Source organism: Streptomyces sp. GbtcB7 (assembly GCF_019091445.1).
GTDB classification, from domain to species: Bacteria; Actinomycetota; Actinomycetes; order Streptomycetales; family Streptomycetaceae; genus Streptomyces; species Streptomyces mirabilis.
Genome location: NZ_JAGXJM010000008.1, coordinates 175244 through 197998, shown reverse-complemented (window position 1 = coordinate 197998; position 22755 = coordinate 175244). Strand labels below are relative to the sequence as shown.

At 71.8% G+C, this 22755-nt stretch carries 19 protein-coding genes; 4 read left to right on the top strand and 15 right to left on the bottom strand.

Annotated features, from left to right (window positions below):
- Positions 1 to 43 precede the first annotated feature (43 nt).
- Both KVT44_RS15870 and KVT44_RS15865 read right to left on the bottom strand, forming a co-directional pair.
- On the bottom strand, positions 44 to 919 hold the full coding sequence (locus KVT44_RS15870) for an alpha/beta fold hydrolase (protein WP_099922030.1): 876 nt from the start codon (positions 917 to 919) through the stop codon (positions 44 to 46).
- Positions 920 to 1871: 952 nt separating this feature from the next.
- Positions 1872 to 2564, bottom strand: coding sequence for a metal-dependent transcriptional regulator (locus tag KVT44_RS15865; protein ID WP_054235646.1), 693 nt, complete (start codon positions 2562 to 2564; stop codon positions 1872 to 1874).
- Between the two features lie 275 nt (positions 2565 to 2839).
- Between KVT44_RS15865 and KVT44_RS15860 the strand changes: the two genes are divergently transcribed.
- Complete coding sequence (locus tag KVT44_RS15860; protein ID WP_190170775.1) at positions 2840 to 3595, top strand: SIS domain-containing protein; 756 nt, start codon at positions 2840 to 2842, stop codon at positions 3593 to 3595.
- Positions 3596 to 3950: 355 nt separating this feature from the next.
- Here the strand turns inward: KVT44_RS15860 and KVT44_RS15855 are convergent, their stop codons facing one another.
- Positions 3951 to 5336, bottom strand: a complete 1386-nt coding sequence (locus KVT44_RS15855) for a PAS domain-containing protein (protein WP_099925587.1) — start codon at positions 5334 to 5336, stop codon at positions 3951 to 3953.
- A gap of 665 nt (positions 5337 to 6001) precedes the next feature.
- Here KVT44_RS15855 and KVT44_RS15850 point away from each other — a divergent pair.
- The gene (locus KVT44_RS15850) at positions 6002 to 7066 is read left to right on the top strand and encodes an isopenicillin N synthase family oxygenase (protein WP_225900350.1); all 1065 of its coding nucleotides are present in this window, start codon (positions 6002 to 6004) and stop codon (positions 7064 to 7066) included.
- Positions 7067 to 7096: 30 nt separating this feature from the next.
- Here the strand turns inward: KVT44_RS15850 and KVT44_RS15845 are convergent, their stop codons facing one another.
- Positions 7097 to 8197, bottom strand: a complete 1101-nt coding sequence (locus tag KVT44_RS15845) for a citrate synthase 2 (protein WP_075027080.1) — start codon at positions 8195 to 8197, stop codon at positions 7097 to 7099.
- A gap of 435 nt (positions 8198 to 8632) precedes the next feature.
- On the opposite strand from KVT44_RS15845, the gene pdxH reads away from it, so the two are divergent.
- Positions 8633 to 9271, top strand: a complete 639-nt coding sequence (pdxH, locus tag KVT44_RS15840; RefSeq protein ID WP_217567583.1) for a pyridoxamine 5'-phosphate oxidase — start codon at positions 8633 to 8635, stop codon at positions 9269 to 9271.
- 35 nt (positions 9272 to 9306) lie between these two features.
- Here the strand turns inward: pdxH and KVT44_RS15835 are convergent, their stop codons facing one another.
- The 10 genes from KVT44_RS15835 to KVT44_RS15790 all read right to left on the bottom strand — a co-directional run bounded on the left by KVT44_RS15835 (position 9307) and on the right by KVT44_RS15790 (position 20997).
- Complete coding sequence (locus KVT44_RS15835; protein WP_075027416.1) at positions 9307 to 9909, bottom strand: TetR/AcrR family transcriptional regulator; 603 nt, start codon at positions 9907 to 9909, stop codon at positions 9307 to 9309.
- Positions 9910 to 10019: 110 nt separating this feature from the next.
- Positions 10020 to 10763: an enoyl-CoA hydratase family protein gene (locus KVT44_RS15830; RefSeq protein WP_054235649.1), complete on the bottom strand. Its 744-nt coding sequence runs from the start codon at positions 10761 to 10763 to the stop codon at positions 10020 to 10022.
- Positions 10760 to 12361 (bottom strand): 4-coumarate--CoA ligase family protein, encoded by a 1602-nt coding sequence (locus tag KVT44_RS15825; protein ID WP_217567511.1) that lies wholly within the window; start codon positions 12359 to 12361, stop codon positions 10760 to 10762. Before KVT44_RS15825 ends, KVT44_RS15830 begins: the two co-directional genes overlap by 4 nt.
- Before the next feature lie 33 nt (positions 12362 to 12394).
- The gene (locus KVT44_RS15820; RefSeq protein WP_217567510.1) at positions 12395 to 13528 is read right to left on the bottom strand and encodes an acyl-CoA dehydrogenase family protein; all 1134 of its coding nucleotides are present in this window, start codon (positions 13526 to 13528) and stop codon (positions 12395 to 12397) included.
- Between the two features lie 108 nt (positions 13529 to 13636).
- On the bottom strand, positions 13637 to 15484 hold the full coding sequence (locus tag KVT44_RS15815) for a biotin carboxylase N-terminal domain-containing protein (RefSeq protein WP_217567509.1): 1848 nt from the start codon (positions 15482 to 15484) through the stop codon (positions 13637 to 13639).
- A gap of 7 nt (positions 15485 to 15491) precedes the next feature.
- Positions 15492 to 17090 carry an acyl-CoA carboxylase subunit beta gene (locus KVT44_RS15810; protein ID WP_217567508.1) on the bottom strand — a complete coding sequence of 533 codons (1599 nt, stop codon included), beginning with the start codon at positions 17088 to 17090 and terminating at the stop codon, positions 15492 to 15494.
- The gene (locus tag KVT44_RS15805) at positions 17087 to 18784 is read right to left on the bottom strand and encodes an acyclic terpene utilization AtuA family protein (RefSeq protein WP_217567507.1); all 1698 of its coding nucleotides are present in this window, start codon (positions 18782 to 18784) and stop codon (positions 17087 to 17089) included. The genes KVT44_RS15810 and KVT44_RS15805 overlap by 4 nt, the downstream gene beginning before the upstream one ends.
- Positions 18781 to 19575, bottom strand: a complete 795-nt coding sequence (locus KVT44_RS15800) for a TIGR03084 family metal-binding protein (protein WP_217567506.1) — start codon at positions 19573 to 19575, stop codon at positions 18781 to 18783. The genes KVT44_RS15805 and KVT44_RS15800 overlap by 4 nt, the downstream gene beginning before the upstream one ends.
- Positions 19576 to 19748: 173 nt before the next feature.
- Positions 19749 to 20552: an SDR family NAD(P)-dependent oxidoreductase gene (locus tag KVT44_RS15795; protein ID WP_217567505.1), complete on the bottom strand. Its 804-nt coding sequence runs from the start codon at positions 20550 to 20552 to the stop codon at positions 19749 to 19751.
- A gap of 55 nt (positions 20553 to 20607) precedes the next feature.
- Positions 20608 to 20997: a nuclear transport factor 2 family protein gene (locus KVT44_RS15790; protein ID WP_217567504.1), complete on the bottom strand. Its 390-nt coding sequence runs from the start codon at positions 20995 to 20997 to the stop codon at positions 20608 to 20610.
- Positions 20998 to 21116: 119 nt separating this feature from the next.
- Between KVT44_RS15790 and KVT44_RS15785 the strand changes: the two genes are divergently transcribed.
- Complete coding sequence (locus KVT44_RS15785) at positions 21117 to 21698, top strand: TetR/AcrR family transcriptional regulator (protein ID WP_217567503.1); 582 nt, start codon at positions 21117 to 21119, stop codon at positions 21696 to 21698.
- On the opposite strand, the gene KVT44_RS15780 is transcribed toward KVT44_RS15785, so the two are convergent.
- Positions 21684 to 22709 (bottom strand): DMT family transporter, encoded by a 1026-nt coding sequence (locus KVT44_RS15780; protein WP_217567502.1) that lies wholly within the window; start codon positions 22707 to 22709, stop codon positions 21684 to 21686. The two genes, KVT44_RS15785 and KVT44_RS15780, sit on opposite strands and share 15 nt — an antisense overlap.
- Between the last annotated feature and the right edge of the window lie 46 nt (positions 22710 to 22755).

Sequence of the window (22755 nt, the reverse complement as noted above, 5' to 3'; positions counted from 1 at the left end):
CGGTCGGCGCCCCGCGGCCGCGGCATGATCCGCCGGACAGGTCCTAGCGGTCCTGGCCGGTGAGTACGCCGTCGAGGAAGGGCTCGATCGCGGCGCGCCACGCCTCCGGCTGGTCGTAGTGCACGAGGTGACCGGCGTCGGCCACCTCCGCGTACTGGCCGTGCGGCAGGACGCGGACCATCTCCTGGGCCTCGGCCCGGCCGAGCTCGCCGTCCAGGCCCCGTACGACCAATGCGGGGCACTGGACCTGGGCGAGTTCCTCCCAGTGGGCGTCGTACACCCAGGTCTGGCGGGACTTGAGCATCTGCTCGGGTTCGAAGACCGGGCGCCAGCCGTCGGCGGACTCGTGCATCACCTCGGCGTAGAACTCGCCGCGGGACGGGTTCGGGCGCTCCACCCAGGGGTCGTCCTCGCCGAACCACTTCCGTACGTCGGCGAGCGTGGCGAAGGGCATGGGCCAGGCCTTGAACCAGTCCTCCCACTCACGCTGCGACGCGGCCCCTAACGCCGAGGCCCGCATGTCGCAGATGATCAGCCCGCGGACGAGGTCGGGGCGCTTGGCGGCGAGCTGCCAGCCGGTCAGCGCGCCCATCGCGTGGCCGATGAGGACGGTCGGGGCGAGACCCAGCTGCTCGAGAGCGGCCTCGACGTCCTCGACGTACGCCTCCCGCGTGTACTGCCCCTCCGGCGCCTTGTCGCTCTGGCCGTGGCCGCGCTGGTCGAGGGCGACGGCGCGGTGCCGCTCGGAGAGCCAGCGGGCGGTGGACGCCCAGTGGGAGGCGCGGCCCATGAGACCGTGCAGAAGCAGCACGCCGGGGGCGGATGGGGTCCTGGGAGGGTCGCTCTTGGGAGGATCGGCGAACTCCCAGGCAGCGAGGCGTAGGCCGCCCGCGCCCGTCACATCGATGCGCCGCACCATAGGTCTGGCACCCCCCTAGCTCGCTCGGACCGCTCGCTCCCGCTCGAGTCGGCCGGTCCACTCGTACCGCTTCCTGCCGCGCTTCCTGCTGCTGTCGTGCCGCTTTCGTGCCATTGAGTCTGCTGATGTGTTGCTCTACGTGTACCCGATTTGCCTGTGATACGCCGCCAGGCTATCGAATGAGTATTCGAAAATACTCCTCTCGGCGCCAACACCCCTCGTTCGAGTGACCACGCTCGGGGATTGACCGCCGCCGCCGAGGGGAGATCTTCAGCGGGAGGCGGACCGCTCGGGGAAATCGGTCCGAAGGGGATGACCCTGGGAGCTCGGGGCTCCGGGTCAGCACAGGGGAGGACAGGCCCCGGCGCCGTAAGGTGCCGGGGCCCTCTCCACATCTACGGCACATCCTCCCCGCCCCCTCCCCAACCGTGCGACATCCCTCTTGGACACGGTCAAGAGCCCTCAGGTCATATGCCTCACGGGTCAGCCTCGCACGCAAATGGTCGCGCCGCTGCGATTCCGCACACTGAATCTTGGTTTCGGCCATGTAGCGAAAACATCACAACTGCCCCTGTGGTCGCGGGAGTTGACATGACCGAGGTGAGTCGACGGAGGTGCGGGAAGGGGGTGGAGTGTTGGGTCACCGAGGGCGGACGACACGCTCCACGGCGAGCGACCTGCGCCATGGCGCCCATGACCGCGCCCGGCGCGTTGAACGGAGCGCCGGGTCGTCCCCGACGAGCGGTGTCGCCGTGCGCGGGCTCGATCGCCACCGACGCGCAGGGGGGCGGGGCGGGTCGATGCCGGCCCACGATGGCCGGCGGGCGCCCGGAGGCCGACCCGGGGTTCGGCGGATGCCGGACCCCGTGGCCCACCCCCGGGAGCTGCCCCTCGCGGGCTCAGGGCCGGGAAGCCCGCACCGGGGTGCGAGGCCTCCCACGATCACCGGATGTCAGCGCTTGGCGACGAACACGTGGGACGCGACGTCCGACTCCAGCTCCGCCGCCTCACCACCGCTGCCGACGAGCACGCCGCCCGCCGACTCCGTCACGCTCACCACGGAGCCGGGCTGCACACCCGCGCGCCGCAGCGTGTACATCAGCTGCGCGTCCGTCTGGATGGGCTCGCCGATCCGGCGTACGACGACGGTCTTGCCGTCCAGGCCGGGGTCGAGCTCGGCCAGCGACACCATGCTCTCGTCCAGGAACGGGTCGGCGCCGTCCTTCTCGCCGAGCTCCTCCAGTCCGGGGATCGGGTTGCCGTACGGCGACTCGGTCGGGTGGCGCAGCAGCTCCAGCACGCGCCGCTCCACCGCCTCGCTCATCACGTGCTCCCAGCGACACGCCTCGGCGTGCACCTGCTCCCACTCCAGACCGATCACGTCGACGAGCAGGCACTCCGCGAGGCGGTGCTTGCGCATCACTCGGGTGGCGAGACGACGGCCCTCCTCGGTCAGCTCCAGGTGCCGGTCGGTGGCGACCGCCACCAGACCGTCGCGCTCCATGCGCGCCACCGTCTGGCTGACCGTCGGCCCGCTCTGGTCGAGCCGCTCCGCGATCCGGGCGCGCATGGGGACCACGCCTTCCTCCTCCAGCTCGAGGATGGTGCGGAGATACATCTCCGTGGTGTCGATCAGTCCGGACATACGTGCCCCTTGATTAGCTCTGCCGAAGGCTCGGTGGCTCACCGGCGTGTGCGCTGGCCCTGAACCCAATTCTGACGCATACCACTGACAAGCGTGCCTCGCCGTTGAAACCGCAGGGTTACGAGTGCCCCTGCGGACGCCCCACCGGGTGCCTCCGCGGCCGGCTCCGCAGGCCGTATTGACAGCGCACTGGTCCAGACCGCAACGTGATCCGCGACACGAAGCGTGACCCAGCGCCCACCCGACGCCGACGAGACTTCTAAGGGGCTTCGCCGATGAGCGACCGCAAGCTGGCCGGGCAGTTCTTCGACGCGGCGATCGGCCTGCTCCAGCGGGTGCGGGACGAGGACGCGGGAGACATCGCGGCGGCCGGGACCCTGATCGCCGACACCGTCGCGGACGGCGGCCGGCTCTTCGCCTTCGGCGCCGGGCACTCCTCGCTCGCCGCGCAGGACGTCGTCTACCGCGCGGGTGGGCTGGCCCTGATGAACCTGCTCGCCGTGCCGGGCGTGGTCGGCGTCGACGTCATGCCGGCGACGCTGGGCTCGGCCCTGGAGCGGGTCGAGGGCCTCGCGAGCGCGGTCCTGGACTCCAGCCCGGTGCGCGCCGGCGACGTACTCGTGATCATCTCCCTGTCCGGCCGCAACGCGCTCCCGGTCGAGATGGCCATGAACGCGCGGGCCCTGGGCGTGAAGGTCATCGGCGTCACCTCGGTCGCCTACGCCTCGGAGACGAAGTCCCGGCACGTCTCGGGGACGTATCTGAAGGACCACTGCGACATCGTCCTCGACTCGAAGATCGCGGTCGGCGACGCGGAACTGACCCTGGAGACGATCGAGGCGCCCTTCGCTCCCGCCTCCACGGTGGTCACGACGGCCCTCCTCCAGGCCGTCATGGCCACGGCCGCGGGCGCGCTGGCCGACCGGGGCATCGAGCCGCCCCTGCTCCGCTCGGGCAACGTCGACGGCGGCCACGAGTGGAACGGCCGAGTGATGACGGAGTACGGCGACCGGATCTTCTACCGCCGCTGAGCCGACGGGGATCTTTCACCACGGTTGGGCCGACCGAGACCCTTCACCATGACTGGGCCGACCGGGATCTTTCACCACGGCTGGGCCCACCCAGATCCCCACGCCGCTGTTCCGGCCCGGATCCTCGACCGACGCTGAGCCGAACGAGACTCTCCACGGTCGCTGGACCGACCCGGAATCTCCACCCCGCGGAGTCGACCGAGATCCTCGACCGACACTGGGCCGACCGAGTCTCTCCACACTCGCTGGACCGACCCGCATCCTCCAACCCCGCCGAACCGACCGGAAGTCCTCCGCCGACCCGGAATCCTCCAGTCACGTTGGGCCGATCGGGTGGGGTGTGGGTGCGGCGGTGCTACGTGCGGCCCGCCAGTCCCTCCAGATCCAGCGCCGTGGCGATCCGTACCGCCACGTCCTCCGCGTACGTCGCGTCCGTGCGCTCGAACTGGCTGCGCCCCGCCCCGCGCAGAAACGTCACGACGCCCAGCGTGCGCCCCCGGCTGCGCAGGACCGCGCACAGGGCGTGCACCGAGTCCGGCGGCCACTGGCGGGCCGTGGCCCACTCCCGCTTCCGCTCGGGGGTGGTCTCACCGGAGCTGGCCCGCACGGACCCGGCCCGCTCCACGCACTGGAGCGCGGGATGCCCCTCGGCGTACCGCACGGGCAGCCCGGCCTTCCCGGTGAGCATGCTCGGCCCGGGCGCTCCGGCGGGCGTGGTGACGGCGCGTACCAGCCGTACGGGCCCGTCGTCGTCCCCCGCCGACCAGCCGGTCGCGACCCGGTCGATCAGCGCGTGGTCGGCGAACCCGGCGAGCGCGAAGTCGAGGTGAACGGTGGCGGCCTCCCCGGGGTCCTCGCACTCGGCCGCCGCCCGTGCCGCCCGGTGCAGCTGGTTGGCCCTGAACCGCAGCAGGGCCGCCTCCTGCTCGGTGTGCTTGGCCTCGGTCACGTCCTGGAAGAGCCACCCGACCCCGAGCGGAACCGGTTCTTCCGCGAGCGGCGAGGCGAGCCGCAGGAACCCGCTGCGCCAGCACCGCCGCTTCTCGCCCTCGGCCGACCGCACGCTCACCCACATCTCGGCGGGCGCGGGCGGCGCGCCCTCGGCGAGCACGTGCGTGAGGGCGCTCTCCAGCTCCTCGACCCCTTGGGAGAGCAGCTCCCCCAGCGGCCGTCCGAGCACCGCCGTACGCCCGATCCCCAGGGCCCGGGCCGCGTGCGCGTTGACGACGGCGGGCCGCAGGTCCGCGTCGACCAGGACCACACCCCAGCTGGCGTCCTCGAACAACGCCTCGCTCAGAGCGATGGACCGCTCGAGATCGATCTGCGCGTGCACCTCGCTGAAGGCGCAGTACACCCCGGCGGGCTTCCCGTCGGCTCCGGGCACGGCGGCGGACTGGGTCCGCACCAGCACGCGCCCGCCGTCCTTGGTCAGCAGCGCGAACTCGTGCACCTGACGCCCGGGGGCCTCCATGGCGGACAGCAGCCGCGCCTCGACCTCCTCGGCGTCCGCCGTCCGCACGGCCCACCCGGCGAACCCGCGCCGCCCCACGGCCTCGGCCGCGGTCCAGCCGAGAATCCGCTCGGCCTCGCGGTTCCAATGGGTGACGACCCCATCGGCGTCGAACGCGCACAGCGCCGCGTCCATCCCGTCCAGCAGCGCGGCAAGCAGATCGGAACCAGCCGGCTCGGGCTCGTCCGGCCCCAGCTCGTCGGTGGTCCCACTACGCCGGGAAGCACTCACCTGGACCCCCTGCAGGCTGCGTCCGCACGTACGGCGAGACAGTTCGCTCACTCGCCTTCATTCAACTCGAACGTGACCCAGCCCACATCGTGTTCCCCAAAGATTGGACGAAATCGTTGTACGCAGGGATTCCGCCCCGTCAGCCCCAGAAATCGCAGGCTCGAAAAAAAGTGGTTGAGCTGTCGGCGATCGGTTCCTAAGGTGTGGTCTACACGAGAAGGGAGGTGGTTCGGCAGATGTATAAGAACCGGACGCGTGAGGTGGCTGCGGGCTAGCGGCCCGTCACCACATCCAGTGCGGTGCCGGACCAGCGCGTGAAATGAGCGCGCAGCCGGCCCCAATCCCAAGCAGTCACCCGACCCGCGAGCTCGCCGGTACGTCCGGCCGGCTCCTCCGCCGCGAGGCGGAGGGACCCGAGCTCGCGGGTCGTCTGCGTTTCGCAGGGCATGTGAGGTGGGGCACATGCGTTTCGCGGGGTCCGCAGTACTCTTGGACCATGCTTCCGATGCTCGTTCGACGCCGACACGTGGACTTCGTGCGCGTCACGAGCATGGGCTGTCGGGCTTCTTCCTGACCTCGGCCCCCTCTCTTCCCCTTGGCACCCGTGGCCCCCGCCCCATCCCCGGCGGCCGCCCGGGCACCCGTACACCCTGCGGACGCACCTCATGACGACGAACACGTCTTCTGCTCAGTACCTGCAGAGCCGGCAGAGCCGACAGCACCGGCCCTACCAGCAGCTTCCGATCATCGATCTCTCCGCGGCCGACCGCGGCCCCCAGGCCCGCGCCCTGCTGCACGCGCAGTTGCACAGCGCCGCCCACGACGTGGGCTTCTTCCAGCTCGTCGGGCACGGGGTGACCGAGGGCGAGACCGCCGCCCTGCTCGACGCCATGCACCGGTTCTTCGCGCTGCCCGAGGCCGAGCGGCTCGCCCTCGACAACGTCAACTCGCCGCACTTCCGCGGGTACACGCGCACCGGCGACGAGCGCACGGGCGGCAGCCGGGACTGGCGGGACCAGCTCGACATAGGGGCCGAGCGGCCCGCGCGCAGGCCCGGTCCCGGCGAGCCCGCCTACTGGTGGCTGGAAGGGCCCAACCAGTGGCCGGCCGCGCTGCCGGAGCTGCGGACCGCCGCGCTGGCATGGATCGACCGGCTCAGCTCGGTCGCGGCCCGCCTGCTGCGCGAGCTGCTCACCGCGATCGGGGCGCCCGCCGACTTCTACGAGCCGATCTTCGGCGAGCGGGCCCATCCGCATCTGAAGCTCGTGCGCTACCCGGGCAGCGCGGGCGACGGCGCCGACCAGGGCGTGGGCGCGCACAAGGACTACGGATTCCTGACGCTGCTGCTCCAGGACCAGGTCGGCGGCCTTCAGGTGCAGCGCGAGGACGGCCTCTTCCACGAGGTGCCGCCGCTGCCGGGAGCGTTCGTGGTCAACCTGGGCGAGCTGCTGGAAGTGGCCACCAACGGGTACCTCGTCGCCACCAACCACCGGGTCGTCAGTCCGCCCGGGGCCACCGAGCGGTTCTCCGTGCCCTTCTTCTACAACCCGCGCCTGGACGCACGCGTGGAGCCGTTGCCCTTCCCGCACGCCTCCGCCGCGCCCGGCGTCACCGACGACCCGGCGAACCCGCTGTTCGCGGAGTACGGCTTCAACGAGCTGAAGGGCAAACTGCGGGCCCACCCCCTGGTCGCCACCCGTCATCACGCGGAGTTGCTCACCCCCGCGTGATGACCGGCCACTCCTGGGATCGACGGGGGCTCAGTGCGCGATGTCCTCGTAGCCCTTGATCTCCTGGGGGCTGCGCGGACCGGGGCCCACATAGCGCGCGGACGGCCGTACGAGCCGTCCCGTGCGCTTCTGCTCCAGGATGTGCGCCGACCAGCCCGCCGTACGGGCGCAGGTGAACATCGACGTGAACATGTGCGCCGGGACCTCGGCGAAGTCGAGCATGATCGCGGCCCAGAACTCGACGTTCGTCGCCAGGACGCGGTCCGGGCGGCGCGCGTGGAGCTCCTCCAGGGCCGCCTTCTCCAGCGCCTCGGCGATCTCGAAGCGGGGAGCGCCGAGCTCACGGGCGGTGCGGCGCAGGACACGGGCGCGCGGGTCCTCGGCACGGTAGACACGGTGGCCGAAGCCCATCAGGCGTTCGCCCTTGTCGAGGGCCTTCTTGACGTAGGCCTCCGCGTCGCCCGTGCGCTCGATCTCCTCGATCATGCCGAGGACGCGGGAGGGCGCGCCGCCGTGCAGCGGCCCGGACATGGCCCCGACGGCGCCGGAGAGGGCGGCGGCGACATCCGCGCCCGTCGACGCGATGACGCGGGCGGTGAAGGTGGACGCGTTCATGCCGTGCTCGGCGGCGGACGTCCAGTAGGCGTCCACGGCCGCGACGTGCTTGGGGTCGGGCTCGCCGCGCCAGCGGATCATGAAGCGTTCGACGACGGAGTGCGCCTTGTCGATCTCGCTCTGCGGAACCATGGGCCGGCCCTGGCCGCGGGCGGACTGGGCGACGTACGAGAGGGCCATGACGGCGGCGCGGGCGAGGTCCTCGCGGGCCTGGGCCTCGTCGATGTCGAGGAGGGGTTTGAGGCCCCAGACGGGGGCCAGCATGGCGAGCGCGGACTGGACGTCGACGCGGATGTCGCCGGAGTGGACGGGGATCGGGAACGGCTCGGCGGGCGGCAGGCCGGGGTTGAAGGCGCCGTCCACGAGGAGGCCCCACACGTTTCCGAAGGAGACGTGGCCGACCAGATCCTCGATGTCGACGCCCCGGTACCGGAGTGCGCCGCCCTCCTTGTCCGGTTCGGCGATCTCCGTCTCGAACGCGACGACTCCTTCGAGTCCGGGTACGAAGTCGGACATCAGGCGGCTCCTCGTGATGTGTACGACGGGGGATTTATGGGGGGTGATGGTGCGGGGTGATGGTGGGGGCGCGTCTTGCGGTTGGAAGGGAAACCGTGCGTCGGTGATGGGTGGTCGACGTCCGGCTCCACGGTCGGCTCGTGGACTCGCGGTCCGGTACGTCTTCCCGGTGATGCCCCGTGCGACCGGCGGTCATCCCACCGGAACGGTGGCAGCACCATATCTCCGAGTGCCACCTTTGGGGAGGCCCTGCGGCACTCAGTGCCACCCACTGACACTCGATGCCGTACCGGGATACGGCAAGATGACCGCGTGACCGACCGCGACCGCCTCCCGGATGAATCCGCCGCCGAGCCCCTCGTCCTGCGCGCTGCGGCAGCCGCCGCCGCAGAAGCCACGGGCGACGCCGAAGAACTCGCCGCCGACCCCGCCGCGATGCGCGCCCACTACCGCGCCGAGGGGCTCGTCGAGGCCGATCTCGCCGCGCATCCCATGGACCAGTTCGCCCGCTGGTTCAAGCAGGCCGCGCAGGCCTCCGTGCACGGCATGGTGTACGAGCCGAACGCGATGGTCGTCTCCACGGCGGACGCGGAGGGCCGGCCCAGCTCACGCACGGTGCTGCTCAAGCAGTACGACGAGCATGGCTTCGTCTTCTACACCAACTACGACTCCCGCAAGGCCCGTGAGCTGTCCGAGAACCCCTACGTCTCGCTGCTCTTCCCCTGGCACCCGATGGCCCGCCAGGTCATCGTCACCGGGACGGCGCGGCGCACCGGACGCGACGAGACCGCCGCGTACTTCCGCACCCGCCCGCACGGCTCCCAGCTCGGTGCCTGGGCCAGCGCGCAGTCCTCGGTCATCTCCTCCCGGGACGAGCTCGACGCCGCCTACGAGGAGTTGAGCGCCCGCTACCCGGAGGGTGAGCAGGTCCCCGTGCCCCCGCACTGGGGCGGCTTCCGCATCGCCCCCCGGACGGTCGAGTTCTGGCAGGGCCGCGAGAACCGCCTCCACGACCGGCTGCGGTACGTGGTGGAGCCGGACGGCAGCTGGCGGGCGGAGCGCCTCAGTCCGTGACGTCGGCGGGGCTCGGTCCGTGACGTCGGTGGGGCTCAGCCCAGCGCCTCGTCCAGCAGTACGCCCCACTGCGCCACCACCCGTTCCCGTCGCCCCCCGTCGTTCGTGAGGAGGTTGGCGAGGCCGAGGCCGCGGGACATGTCCAGCAGACCCTGGACCGTTTCGCGAACGCCCGGGCGGGATTCGTCGGCGGCGAGGAGTTCCACGGCGATCCGGTGGGTCTCGCGGCCCACGCGGGCCTCCAGCTCGGTGACCCTGGGGCGGAGCTGCTCCTCGTTGGAGGCGGCGACCCAGAGGTGGAGGGCGGCGCGGAAGAGGGGGCCGGTGTAGAGGTCGACCAGGGCCGCGACCACCTCGCGGCGGTCGGCGGCACCTTCCGGGAACAGGGCGCGCAGGGCGGTGGAGCGCTCCTCGGCGACGTACTCCACCGCGGCGGTGAACAGGTCCTCGCGGGTGCGGAAGTGGTGCTGGGCGGCCCCCCGGGACACTCCCGCGCGCTCGGCGACGACGGAGACCGTGGAGCCCGCCCAGCCGTGCTCGGCGAGACAGGCCACGGCGGCCGCGAGCAGCCGCTGCCGGGTGGCGCGGCTGCGGTCCTGCTTGGGAACGTGCGGAAGCCGGGGGCTGCGGGGGGCGATTTCGGCCGGCTCTGTCGCGTCCGTGGTCGCGTCCGTGGCGTTCGTGGTCGCATCCGTGGTCGCGTCTGCAGCGTCCGTGGACTCCGCGCGCTCCGCTGCTTCCGTCGTGCTCACACCACCCATGCGGGATCCCGTCGTTCGAGGAAGGCCGTCATCCCCTCGCGGGCCTGCGCGGAGGAGAACAGTTCGGCCGAGAGCGCGGTCAGGGCGTCCGCGTCCCGGTCGAAGGCCTCCAGCACCCTAGCCGTGAGCAGCCGTTTCGTCTCGGCCAGGCCTTGGGGGGAGGCGCGGCGCAGGCCGTCCAGGACGGGTTCCAGGGTGATGTCGACGTCGTCGCCGGTCGCCGTCAGGAGTCCCGTCCGTACCGCCTCCGCCGCGTCGAAACGTTCGCCCGTGAGGTAGTAGCGGGCGAGGGCGCGGGGGTCCGTACGGGGCAGCAGGGGAAGGGAGATCACGGCGGGCGCGACACCGATGCGTACCTCCGTGAAGGCGAACGTGGCCTCCTTGGAGGCGATCGCCAGATCGCAGGCTCCGAGGAGCCCCAGTCCGCCCGCCCGCACATGGCCCGTCACCCGGGCCACCACGGGCTTGTGCAGCTCGACGATCTGCCGCAGCAGGGCGACGAGCGCGTCCGGGTGCGGGGGGTCGCGCAGGTCGGCGCCCGCGCAGAACGTGTTCCCCGTGTGGGCGAGGACGACCGCGCGGACGTCACGGTCCTTGCCGCACCGGGTGAGCCCGTCCGCGAGCTCGCCCACGAGGGCGGCGGAGAGGGCGTTGCGATTGGCGGGCGAGTCGAGGGTGAGGGTGGTGACGGCGCGGTCGTGCGCCACGCGGACAACCGGTTCAACGGTCATGCCAGGCCCCGCAGTTCCCGACGCAGGATCTTTCCGGAGGCCGCCCGTGGGACGGCGTCGATGAAGGTGACGCCGCGGACCCTCTTGTACGGGGCGACGCGCTCGGCGACGTACATCATCACCTCTCCTTCGGAGAGGCCGGGGACGTCGGAGGGGTCCGCCGCAGGACCGGCCGGACCGGCCGCGGACGGCTGGCGCACCACGAAGGCGTGCGGGACTTCGTTGTTGTCCTCGTTGTAGACCCCGATGACCGCGGCGTCCGCGATACCGGGGTGGGTGAGGAGCAGTGCCTCCAGTTCGGCGGGCGCGACCTGGAAGCCCTTGTACTTGATGAGCTCCTTGACGCGGTCGACGACGAACAGCCAGCCCTCGGTGTCCACGTGGCCGACGTCTCCGGTGTGCAGCCAGCCGCCCGGGTCGATCATCGCGGCGGTGGCTTCGGGCTGCCCCAGATAGCCCTTCATGACCTGGGGACCGCGGATGACGATCTCGCCCGCCTCCCCGACGCCGAGGTCCATGTCGGGGTCGTCGAGGGAGACGATGCGCATCTCGGTGCCCGGCCTGCCGACCGTTCCCGGGGGCGCGTCCTGGGCGGCGTCCACGGGGACCAGGTGCGTGCAGGGAGACAGTTCCGTCATCCCGTAGCCCTGGCCGATGGGCGGCAGCCCGAGCCGCTCGGCGCACGCCAGCGCGAGCTTGGCGTCCAGGGGCGCGGCGGAGGAGACGATGTACTTCAGGGACGACAGGTCGTACCGCGCGACGGCCGGGTGCTTGGCCAGGGCCAGCACGATCGGCGGCGCCACGAAGAGGCCGCTGATGCGGTGCTTCTCGATGGCCGCGAGGAAGGTGTCGAGGTCGAAGCGGGGCAGTACGACGACGGTGGCGCCCTGCCTGAGGGGTGCGTTCATCAGGGCCGTCAGCCCGTAGATGTGGAAGAAGGGCAGCACCGCGAGGATGCGCTCGCCCTCGCCCATCGGCAAGAAGGGCACCAGCTGCGCCAGATTGGTGGCGATGGACCGGTGGGTGAGCATCACCCCCTTGGGTATGCCGGTCGTTCCGGAGGAGTACGGCAGGGCCGCCACGTCCGTCACAGGGTCGATGTCGATCTCCGGTTCGGGCGCGGTCGAACCGAGCAGGTCGATCAGCGAGCGATGCCCCGGCGCGCTGTCGCAGACGAAGATCTCCCGCACTCCGCCGGCGAGCTCGGCGGCCTGCCGCGCCGCCTCCAGGAGGGGCGACACGGTCACGATCCAGTTCGCGGCGCTGTCCCGCAGCTGCTTGGCGAACTCCTCGGGCGTGGCGAGCGGGTGCACGGTCGTGACCGACGCCCCCGCGCGCGTGGCGGCGTAGAACGCCGTCGGGAAGGCGATGGTGTTCGGGCTGTGCAGGGCGAGGACGTCGCCCTTGCGGACGCCCCCGTCGGCGAACGCGGCGGCCAGCCGCCGGTGGAAGCGGTCCAGTTGCGCGTAGGTGAGCGTGGTGCCGTCGACTCCGTCGATCAGCGCGGGCGTGTCGCCGCGTTCGGCGGCGCGGCCGAGGACCGCCTCGTGAATGGGTTCCTCTACGGCCGGGACTTCGGCGTACTCGCTGCGGAACACGGTTCCTCCTGGAGCGGCTCGTGGAGCGGCGGGCTAGTACGACTTGGGCAGGCCCAGGGTCTGGTGGGAGACGTAGTTGAGAATCATCTCCCGGCTCACCGGAGCAATACGAGCCACGCGCGAGGCCGTTATCAACGAGGCGAGGCCGAATTCTCGGGTGAGGCCGTTTCCGCCGAGGGTGTGCACGGACTGGTCGACGGCCCTCACACAGGCCTCGCCCGCCGCGTACTTGGCCATGTTGGCGGCCTCACCTGCGGCGACGTCGTCCCCGGAGTCGTACAGGTACGCCGCCTTCTGCATCATCAGGCGGGCGAGTTCGAGGTCGATGTGGGCCTGTGCGAGGGGGTGGGCGACGGCCTGGTGGGCGCCGATGGGCTGCTTCCAGACGGTGCGCTCGCGGGCGTACTCGACGGCCCTGGAGAGCGCGTAGCGGCCCATGCCGATCGCGAACGCGGCCGTCATCACCCGCTCGGGGTTGAGCCCGGCGAAGAGCTGGAGCAGGCCCGCGTCCTCGTCGCCGACGAGCGCGTCGGCGGGCAGCCGCACGTCGTCGAGGGTCAGCTCGAACTGCTTCTCCGCGCTGTGGAGTTCCATGTCGATCCGCCGCCGCCCGAAGCCGTCGGCGTCGCGCGGGACGATGAACAGGCAGGGCTTGAGGCGACCCGTCCGCGCGTCCTCCATGCGCCCCACGATGAGGGTGGCGTCCGCGATGTCGACGCCGGAGATGAACACCTTGCGGCCGCTCAGGAGCCAGTCGGCACCGTCCCGGCGCGCGGTGGTGGTGATGCGGTGCGAGTTGGAACCCGCGTCGGGTTCGGTGATGCCGAAGGCCATGGTGCGGGTGCCGTCGGCCAGGCCCGGGAGCCACTCCTGTTTCTGGGCCTCCGTGCCGAAGCGGGCGATCACCGTGCCGCAGATCGCCGGTGACACGACCATCATCAGGAGGGGGCAGCCCGCGGCGCCGAGTTCTTCCAGGACGATGGAGAGTTCGGCTATGCCGCCGCCCCCGCCACCGTATGCCTCCGGCAGGTTGACGCCGAGGTAGCCGAGCTTGGCGGCCTCGGACCAGAGGGTGTTGATGTCGTAGTCGCGGCCGTGGCGTTTGCCTAGGGCGGCCACGGCTGATCGGAGGGCCTTGTGTTCTTCGGTTTCTGTGGCGGGGCTCATGGGGGCTCCTGGGGCCGTCTTTACGCTGCGGGTTGTTTGTGGCTGGTCGCGCCCACGCGGCGGAGCCGCATGATGTGACAGCCCCGCGCCCCCAACGGGGCGCTTGTCTCACGGAGTTGGATCTACTACTGCCAGGAGAGTCCCGACTTCTACCTGCTGGCCGGGGGTGGCGTGTAGGGCGCTGAGCGTGCCTGCCGTCGGCGCGGAGATCTTGTGTTCCATCTTCATCGCCTCCAGCCACAGGAGGGGCTCTCCGGCCCGTACGGCGGCTCCCGTGGCCAGTCCCTCGTGGACGCGGACGACGGTTCCGGGCATGGGGGCCAGGAGGGAGCCGGGGGCCTGCTGGGCGGTGGGGTCGGGGAAGCGGGGCAGGGCGGTGAGGGCGGTGGCGTTCACGAACACCTGGTCGCCGTACCGCGTCACCTCGAACTTCCTGCGTACGCCGTCCACTTCGAGTACGACGAGACGGGCGTCGGCGTGCACCACGCGTACCCCGTCGGCCGTGAGGCCCGCACGGGTGTGCTGGTAGCGCACCTCGTGCTCGGTGCCGGCCAGGTCGTAGCGCTTGACCTGGGGCTGCGAGGGGAGGTTGCGCCAGCCGCCGAACCGGGAGCGGGAGTGGCCCCGCGCGTCCGCCAGGGCCGCCGCCAGGGGCGCGTACGGGTCCGGGGCCGGCGTCGTGAGGGCGGCGAGGTGGCGCTCGTAGAACCCGGTGTCCATGCGGGCCTCGGCGAACTCCGGGTGCCGCAAGGAGCGTACGAGCAGATCCCTGTTGGTCGCCGGGCCGTGGATGTCGGCACGCTCCAGGGCACCCGACAGCTTGCGCAGGGCCTCCGCACGCGAGGGCGCGTACGCGATCGCCTTCGCCAGCATCGGGTCGTAGTGGACGCCGATCGGGTCGCCGTCGGTGTAACCGGTGTCCAGGCGGACGCCCTCCGCGACGGCGAGGCGGTGCAGGGTGCCGGTCTGCGGGGCCCAGGACCGCGCCGGGTCCTCGGCGTACAGACGGGCCTCGATCGCGTGCCCACGCGCGCGTGGGGGGTCGTTCGCGAGCGCCGCGCCTTCCGCCACCTGGATCTGGAGCGCGACGAGATCGACGCCGAAGACCGCCTCCGTCACCGGGTGTTCGACTTGGAGGCGGGTGTTCATCTCCAGGAAGTGGGCCTTGCCGTCGGCGACCAGGAACTCGACCGTTCCCGCGCCCACGTAGTCGACGGCACGGGCGGCCCGCACGGACAGGTCGTAGAGGGTTTCCGTGAGGTCTCCGAGACCGGGGGCCGGGGCCTCCTCGACGACCTTCTGATGGCGGCGCTGGAGGGAGCAGTCGCGGGTGCCGAGCGCCCAGACCGTGCCGTGCGCGTCGGCGAGGATCTGCACTTCCACATGCCGACCGCCCTCTACGTAGGGCTCGACGAAGACCTCGCCGTCGCCGAAGGCGCTGAGGGCCTCGGCGCGGGCGGCGGTCAGCTCGGCGTCGAGGGCGTCGAGCTCGCGTACGACACGCATACCGCGTCCGCCGCCGCCCGCGGCCGCCTTGACGAGCACCGGGAGATCGGCGGCGGTGACCGTCTCCAGCGGTTCGAGCCCCATCAGTTTCTTGGCGCGCGTCTTGGAGGCCATCGCCTCGATGGCCTCGGGCGGCGGCCCGATCCAGACGAGGCCCGCGTCGAGGACGGCCCGCGCGAAGCCGGCGTTCTCGGAGAGGAAGCCGTAGCCGGGGTGCACGGCGTCCGCGCCGGCGCTCAGGGCGGCCTTCACGATCAGGTCGCCGCGCAGATACGTGTCCGAGGGCGCCGCCCCCGGCAGCCGTACCGCCTCGTCGGCCACACGCGTGTGGAGGGCGTTTTCGTCGGCGTCCGAGTACACGGCGACGGTCCGGATCCCCAACTCACCGCAGGTGCGGAAGACCCGGCAGGCGATCTCGCCCCGATTGGCCACGAGGACAGAAGTAATCACTGGGACCTCACATCCGGAAGACGCCGAAGCCACCGCGCGCACCCTCGTAGGGGGCCGTGTGGATCGCGGACAGGCACAGGCCGAGGACGGTGCGGGTGTCGCGGGGGTCGATGACCCCGTCGTCGTACAGCCGCCCGGACAGGAACATCGGCAGGGACTCCGACTCGATCTGCTGCTCCACCATGGCGCGCAGGGCCGCGTCGGCGTCCTCGTCGTAGGGCTGCCCCTTGGCCGCGGCCGACTGCCGGGCGACGATCGAGAGGACGCCCGCGAGCTGCTGGGGGCCCATGACGGCGGACTTGGCGCTGGGCCAGGCGAACAGGAAGCGCGGGTCGTAGGCGCGCCCGCACATGCCGTAGTGACCGGCTCCGTAGGAGGCCCCCAGGAGGACGGACAGGTGGGGGACCTTCGAATTGGAGACGGCGTTGATCATCATCGCGCCGTGCTTGATGATCCCGCCCTGCTCGTACTCCTTGCCGACCATGTAGCCGGTGGTGTTGTGCAGGAAGAGGAGAGGGATGTCGCGCTGGTTGGCGAGCTGGATGAACTGGGCGGCCTTCTGGGACTCGGCGCTGAACAGCACTCCCTGGGCGTTGGCCAGAATGCCGACGGGATAGCCGTGGAGGGTTGCCCAGCCGGTCGTGAGGCTCGTCCCGTAGAGGGGCTTGAACTCGTCGAAGTCGGAGCCGTCGACCACGCGGGCGATGACCTCGCGCGGGTCGAAGGGGTGTCGGAGGTCGCCGGGGACGATCCCCAGGAGCTCGTCCTCGTCGTACTTGGGGGGCGCGGCCGGACCGGGATCGCCGAACGCCTTGCGGTGGTTGAGCCGGGCGACGACGCGCCTGGCCTGGCGGAGGGCGTCCTGCTCGTCGACGGCGAAGTAGTCCGCGAGACCCGACACGCGTGCGTGCATCTCGGCGCCGCCCAGGGACTCGTCGTCGCTCTCCTCGCCGGTCGCCATCTTCACCAGCGGCGGCCCGCCCAGGAAGACCTTCGCCCGCTCCTTGACCATGATCACGTGGTCGGACATGCCGGGGATGTACGCGCCCCCGGCGGTGGAGTTCCCGAAGACGACGGCGACGGTCGGGATCCCCGCCGCCGACAACCTGGTGAGGTCGCGGAAAATCGCTCCCCCGGGGATGAAGATCTCCTTCTGCGACGGCAGATCGGCGCCGCCCGACTCCACCAGGCTGATGCACGGCAGCCGGTTGGCGAGGGCGATGTCGTTGGCCCGCAGGGCCTTCTTCAGGCTCCAGGGGTTGCTGGCGCCGCCCCGCACGGTCGGGTCGTTCGCGGTGATCAGGCACTCCACGCCCTCGACGACCCCGATCCCGGTCACCAGCGACGCGCCGACCGCGTACTCGCTCCCCCAGGCCGCGAGCGGCGACAGCTCCAGGAACGGTGTGTCGGGGTCGAGCAGCAGCTCGATGCGTTCACGGGCGAGCAGCTTGCCGCGCTTGCGGTGCCGGGCCACGTACTTCTCGCCGCCGCCCGCGAGCGCCTTGGCGTGCTCGGCGTCCAGCTCGGCGAGCTTGGCGAGCATGGCCTCGCGGTGGGCGGTGTAGTCGGGGGCGGCGGTGTCCAGGGCGGACGCCAGGACCGTCACAGCAGGGCCTCCGGGATGTCGAGGTGGCGGGAGCGGAGCCATTCGCCCAGGGCCTTGGCCTGGGGGTCGAAGCGGTGCTGGGAGGCGACGCCTTCGCCGAGGATTCCTTCGACGACGAAGTTGAGGGCGCGGAGGTTCGGCAGAGTGTGACGGACAACTTTCAGATGACAGCTTTCAGTTATCAGATTCTGAAATCTGTCAGCTGTCAGTTGATGAACCAACCAGCGCCACGCGTCATCCGATCGCACCCACACCCCGACATTCGCGTTCCCACCCTTGTCCCCACTGCGCGCACCCGCGACCACACCCAGAGGAGCGCGTCGCGTCGGCCCCGAAGGGAGCGGTTCGGGCAGAGCGGACTCGGGCGCCGGTTCGAGTACGAGGGTGTCGGCGGCCGGGGCAACCGGCACCCGTCGCCCGTCATGGAGGACCGCCACATGCTCCACGGCACCCTGGGGGACGTACACGTCCTCGAAGACCCCGTACGGGGAGCCCTTTCCCGGGGGCGCGATCACGTGGAAGCCGGGGTAGCTGGCCAGGGCCAGTTCGATGGCGGCGCCGCTGAGGGTGCGGCCCACCGCGTCCTGGCCGGGGTCGCGTACGACGAGGCGCAGGAGGGCGCTCGCGGTCTCCTGCGTGGGGGCGTCGGGGTGGTCGGTGCGGGCGAGGTCCCAGCGGACCTCCGCGGGGCGCGACTTGGCGGCGTCGAGGGCTGCCTCCATCTGGTCCCGGACGAGGGCGGCCTTCGCCTCGATGTCGAGGCCGGTGAGGACGAAGGCGACTTCGTTGCGGTAGCCGCCGAGGCGGTTGAGGCCGACCTTGAGGGTGGGGGGCGGGGCCTCGCCGCGTACACCGGAGACGCGGACGCGGTCCGGGGCCTCCTGGGTGAGGCGGACCGAGTCGAGGCGGGCGGTGACGTCGGGGCCCGCGTACCGGGCGCCGGAGGTCTCGTAGAGGAGTTGCGCGGTGACCGTGCCGATGTCCACGAGGCCGCCGGTGCCGTCGTGTTTGGTGATGACGCTGGTGCCGTCCTCGTGGAGTTCGGCGAGCGGGAAGCCGGGGTGGCGAAGGCGTGCCGGGTCGTGGTCGGTGAAGAAGGCGTAGTTGCCGCCGGTGGCCTGGGTGCCGCATTCCAGGACGTGACCGGCGACGACGGCGCCGGCGAGGCGGTCGTACGCGTCCGGCGCCCAGCCGAAGTGGGCGACGGCGGGCCCGGTGACCAGCGCCGCGTCCGTGACCCGCCCGGTCACCACGATGTCCGCGCCCTCGCGCAGACAGGCGGCGATCCCGGCACCACCGAGGTAGGCGTGCGCGGCGAGGCTCCTGGGGTGGCCGGCGGTCAGGTCGTCGCCCTCGACGTGGGCGACGCGCACCGGTATGCCGAGGCGGTCGGCCAACTGCCGTACGGCGTCCGCGAGTCCGGCGGGGTTGAGGCCGCCCGCGTTCGCCACGATCCGCACGCCCCGCTCGTGCGCGAGGCCGAGGCACTCCTCCAACTGGCCCAGGAAGGTGCGGGCGTAGCCACCGGAGGGGTTCTTGAGGCGGTCGCGGCCGAGGATGAGCATGGTGAGTTCGGCGAGGTAGTCGCCGGTGAGGACGTCCAGGGGGCCGCCGGTGAGCATCTCGCGCATCGCGTCGAAGCGGTCGCCGTAGAAGCCGGAGGCGTTGCCTATCCGAAGGGGCGCGACGGTCACCTGGCGTCTCCCTTGGACGCGCGCCCCTGTCCCGGTGGACCCGCGAAGGCCTGTGCGATGTCCAGCCAGCGGTCGGCGTCGGGGCCCTGCGCCTGTACGGCGAGGTCGGCGCGGTGGACCCGCTGGGTGACCAGGAGGCAGAAGTCGAGGGCGGGGCCGGTGACGCGCTGGGGTGCCTCTTCGGGCCCGTACGTCCACAACTCGCCCTTGGGGCCGACCAGTTCGACGCGGAACTCGGTGGCGGGCGGAGTGATCCCCCGTACGTGGAAGGCGAAGTCGCGGGCCCGTACGCCGATGCGGGCCACGTGGCGGAGGCGGTCGGTGGGAGTGCGCGCCACGCCCAGCGCGTCCGCCACGTCCTGGCCGTGGGCCCAGGTCTCCATCAGGCGGCCGGTGGCCATGGAGGCGACCGACATGGGCGGGCCGTACCAGGGGAAGCGGGTGCCGGCGGGGGCCGCGCGGAGGGCCTCTTCCAGCGCCGTTCGCCCCGACCGCCAGTCGCCGAGCAGCGTGGCGGTCGGCAGCCCGGCCCCCTCCTCCGCGCCCTCGTCCACGAATCCGCCGGGCGAGGCCATCGCCTTCTCGACCAACTTGGCGAAGGCCTCGGCGTCCGTCACGGCGAGCAGGGCGGAACGGTCCGTCCAGGCCAGGTGGGCGATCTGGTGAGCGACGGTCCAGCCGACGGCGGGGGTGGCGCGCGCCCACTCGCCTGCCGCCAAGTCCCGTACCAGCAGGTCGAGTTCTTCGCTCTCCTGGTGCAGATCGTCGATCACTGACGACGGGTCGGACACGGTGGGGCTCCCCTCGGGGCACGGCGGTGTGCGGGGTCTTTCCGGGTGCGTTCTGGAGCATGGCAGCGGGCGCAGAAACAAGCAAGCATGCTTGCATTAATTGATGTGCTGCGTGGACTACAGGGAGACGCCCCGAGCGGGCTGCAGGAAGACGTGTGGGGCAGGGGCAGGAGTCAGGCATTGTCGCCGTGCGCGGACGCGCCCCGGCTCATCGCGAGGACCGCGTCGCGTCGGCTGAGCGCGCCGAACGGGGAACCGCCGGTCGGGGTGTCGCTCCCGTAGATCCAGGTGGGGCCGTCGGCGAGGTGGTCGAGGGCCGCCGCCGCGACGTCGTCGGGATCGGCGAGCTCTCCGTACGGCTTGCCCTCGGCGTCGAACGCCCGGCGCATGGACGGGGTGTCGGTCTTGCCGAGGACGAGCCCCAGTACGTCGACCCCGCGGGTGCGCCACTCCACCCACAGGCTCTCCGCGAGGATGAGGTCGAACGCCTTCGTGGCGCCGTAGGCGGCGAGCGTCGCACCGCCCGCCCAGGCCGCGCCCGACGTCACCAGCACCACGGCCCCCCGCCCGCGCGCCACCATCGGACCGCCGAAGCGGTACGCCGCTTCGAGCGGGCCGACGCAGTTGCGGTGGACCAGTTCGAGGTGGGTGCCGAGGTCCTTGTCGAGGAAGGCGACGCTGCGGTCGTCGCCGCCCGCGTTGTAGACGAACAGGCCGACTTCCAGGTCGGAGGTGGCCCGCGTCAGTTCCGACAACGCGTCCGGGGCGCTGAGGTCGAGCGCGACCGTGCGCGTCTCGACGTCGTACTTCGCCCGGATCTCGGCGGCGGACGCCTCCAGCACGGGTACGCGCCTCGCCACCAGGACCACGTTCATGCCGCGGGCGGCCATCGCGTGGGCGAACGCGGCGCCGACGCCGTCGGATCCACCGGCGACGACGCCCCAGGGGCCGTACTTGCCGGTCAGGGCTTCAGCCACTCTCCACACCTCGTCCGCTCGATCGCCGAAGGGTCGTCAAAAAGACCTCGGAGGGTCATCGGCGCCGGCCACCGCGTCCTGTTGGCCCGCCGGCGTCGGCGTCCCAGCGCAGGTGCAGCGCGTGGCTGCGGCCAGTGGCCCGGTCGCCGTCGACGACGATGTGCGGCGCGGTCAGGACATGGCCGCGGCCGTTGTGGATCACGCTCGGGTGACCGGCGCCGTGAACCATCCCGAGGACGCCCTCCCGGCCCTCCATCCGCAGGTGCGGGACCGCGTCGAAGACGCCGTCCTCGGTCCAGAGGTCCGCCGCGGCCTCGCCGGAGCCGCTGTCGACGGCGGGCCCGTACTGGGCGACGAGCTGCATGATCTCGACCTGGTCCTCCAGGGCGTGGACCTTGGCCGCCAGCAACTCGACGGCGGCGCACGGCTCTTCGGCCTCGGTCATCCGTCACAGCCCTTCCCCGCTCGGATCCCCACTCGGACTGTAGCGACGCCCCGCCATTTATAGAAGAGGACCTCCTATAAATAGGGGGCCGTGAACAGCCGGTCATTACGATGTCCGCCATGACAGAGCCGCGCCGTCGCCCCGGTCGCCCCCGGGACACGAGCATCGACGAACGGGCCCTCGCGGCAGCGCGCGAACTGCTCGTCCAGCGCGGCTTCGACGCGACGACGATCCAGGCGGTCGCCGAACACTCCGGCGTGCACGCCTCCGCGATCTACCGGCGCTGGCCGTCCCGGATCGAGCTGATCGAAGAGGCCACGTTTCCCGGGCTCAGCCCGCTGAGCGTGCGGCCGACGGGGGATCTCGGCCGCGATCTGGGCCGGTTCGTCCGCGCCTACCTGGCGGCCTTCAGCACTCCCGCGGCCCGCGCGGCCGCCGCGGGCCTGCTCGCGCACCACCAGACGTCGGACCGGACCGGCCCGCCGGAGGTGTACGTCCGTATGTCGGCGCGACCGCTCTTCCAGGACATCCTGCGCGCCGCGCCACCCGGGACCGTCGACCCCACCGTGGACCCGGACGACGTGTTCGACATGCTGCTGGGCGCCGTCCTGACCCGCACACTGCTGTTCAGCGCCACAGCACGCGGCCGCCCGGTCGAGCGGACGGTGGAGATGATCCTCCGGCTGCTACGACCCGCCTGAACCAGCCGAAACAGCCGAACCGCCGGACCCGACCGAACCGCCGGAACCGCCCGAACCGACGTTCTTCGCCCTGCCCCGCCCCACCTGTGTCCGTACCGCCCCCATGCTCGCGGCGATGACCAGGGCGATCGCGAGGGCCTCGGTGGCGGAGAGGGCCTGGTCCAGGACGAGGAAGCCGGCGGTCGCGGCGACGGCGGGCTCCAGGCTCATCAGGATGGCGAAGGTCGCGGCGGGCAGGCGGCGCAGCGCGAGGAGTTCGAGGGTGTACGGCAGCACGGAGGACATGACGGCGACCGCGCCGCCCAGGGCCACGGTCGTCGGGTTGATCAGCCGGGTCCCGGACTCGGCGATCCCCAGCGGCAGGAACGCCACCGCCGCGACCACCATGGCGAGCGCGAGCCCGTCCGCCTGCGGGAAGCGTCGGCCCGTACGCGCGCTGAAGACGATGTACGCCGCCCACATCGCGCCCGCGGACAAGGCGAAGGCGACGCCGAACGGGTCGAGGGAGCTGAAGCCTCCGCCGCCGAGCAGGAAGACGCCGCCGAGGGCGAGGCCCGCCCAGAGGAGGTTCAGGGCGCGGCGGGAGGTGAGGACCGAGAGGACGAGCGGGCCGAGGACCTCGAGGGTGACGGCGGGGCCCAGCGGGATACGGGCGACCGACTGGTAGAAGAGGCCGTTCATCGCGGCCATGGTGAGACCGAAGATCACGACCGTGCCCCAGTCCGCCCGTGAGTGCCCGCGCACCTTGGGCCGGCAGACGGCCATCAGCACGATCGCGGCCACCAGCAGGCGCAGGGTGACGACCCCGAGCGCGCCGGTGCGTGGCATGAGGGTGACCGCCAGCGCGCCGCCGAACTGCACCGAGATGCCTCCGGCCAGGACCAGCCCCACGGGGCCGAGGGCACCCCTCCGGCTCGGGACGCCCGCACCCGGGGTGGGCGCGGGAGCCAACGCCGGGGCGGCCGAGGACGGAGACGCCGGGGAGGACGGGGCGGCGCTGGGGGTGTTCACGGGGCCTTCCAGGGGGCTCGACTCGGAAGTCGTGCATCAAGGTGCA

Bases quoted from the DNA above. Each gene is read 5' to 3' on its own strand.
- pdxH (WP_217567583.1), top strand. From the start codon at position 8,633: ATGCGCGCCCACTACCGCGCCGAGGGGCTCGTCGAGGCCGATCTCGCC.
- KVT44_RS15865 (WP_054235646.1), bottom strand. From the start codon at position 2,564: ATGTCCGGACTGATCGACACCACGGAGATGTATCTCCGCACCATCCTC.
- KVT44_RS15860 (WP_190170775.1), top strand. From the start codon at position 2,840: ATGAGCGACCGCAAGCTGGCCGGGCAGTTCTTCGACGCGGCGATCGGC.
- KVT44_RS15830 (WP_054235649.1), bottom strand. From the start codon at position 10,763: ATGACCGTTGAACCGGTTGTCCGCGTGGCGCACGACCGCGCCGTCACC.
- KVT44_RS15870 (WP_099922030.1), bottom strand. From the start codon at position 919: ATGGTGCGGCGCATCGATGTGACGGGCGCGGGCGGCCTACGCCTCGCT.
- KVT44_RS15820 (WP_217567510.1), bottom strand. From the start codon at position 13,528: ATGAGCCCCGCCACAGAAACCGAAGAACACAAGGCCCTCCGATCAGCC.
- KVT44_RS15790 (WP_217567504.1), bottom strand. From the start codon at position 20,997: ATGACCGAGGCCGAAGAGCCGTGCGCCGCCGTCGAGTTGCTGGCGGCC.
- KVT44_RS15785 (WP_217567503.1), top strand. From the start codon at position 21,117: ATGACAGAGCCGCGCCGTCGCCCCGGTCGCCCCCGGGACACGAGCATC.
- KVT44_RS15850 (WP_225900350.1), top strand. From the start codon at position 6,002: ATGACGACGAACACGTCTTCTGCTCAGTACCTGCAGAGCCGGCAGAGC.
- KVT44_RS15845 (WP_075027080.1), bottom strand. From the start codon at position 8,197: ATGTCCGACTTCGTACCCGGACTCGAAGGAGTCGTCGCGTTCGAGACG.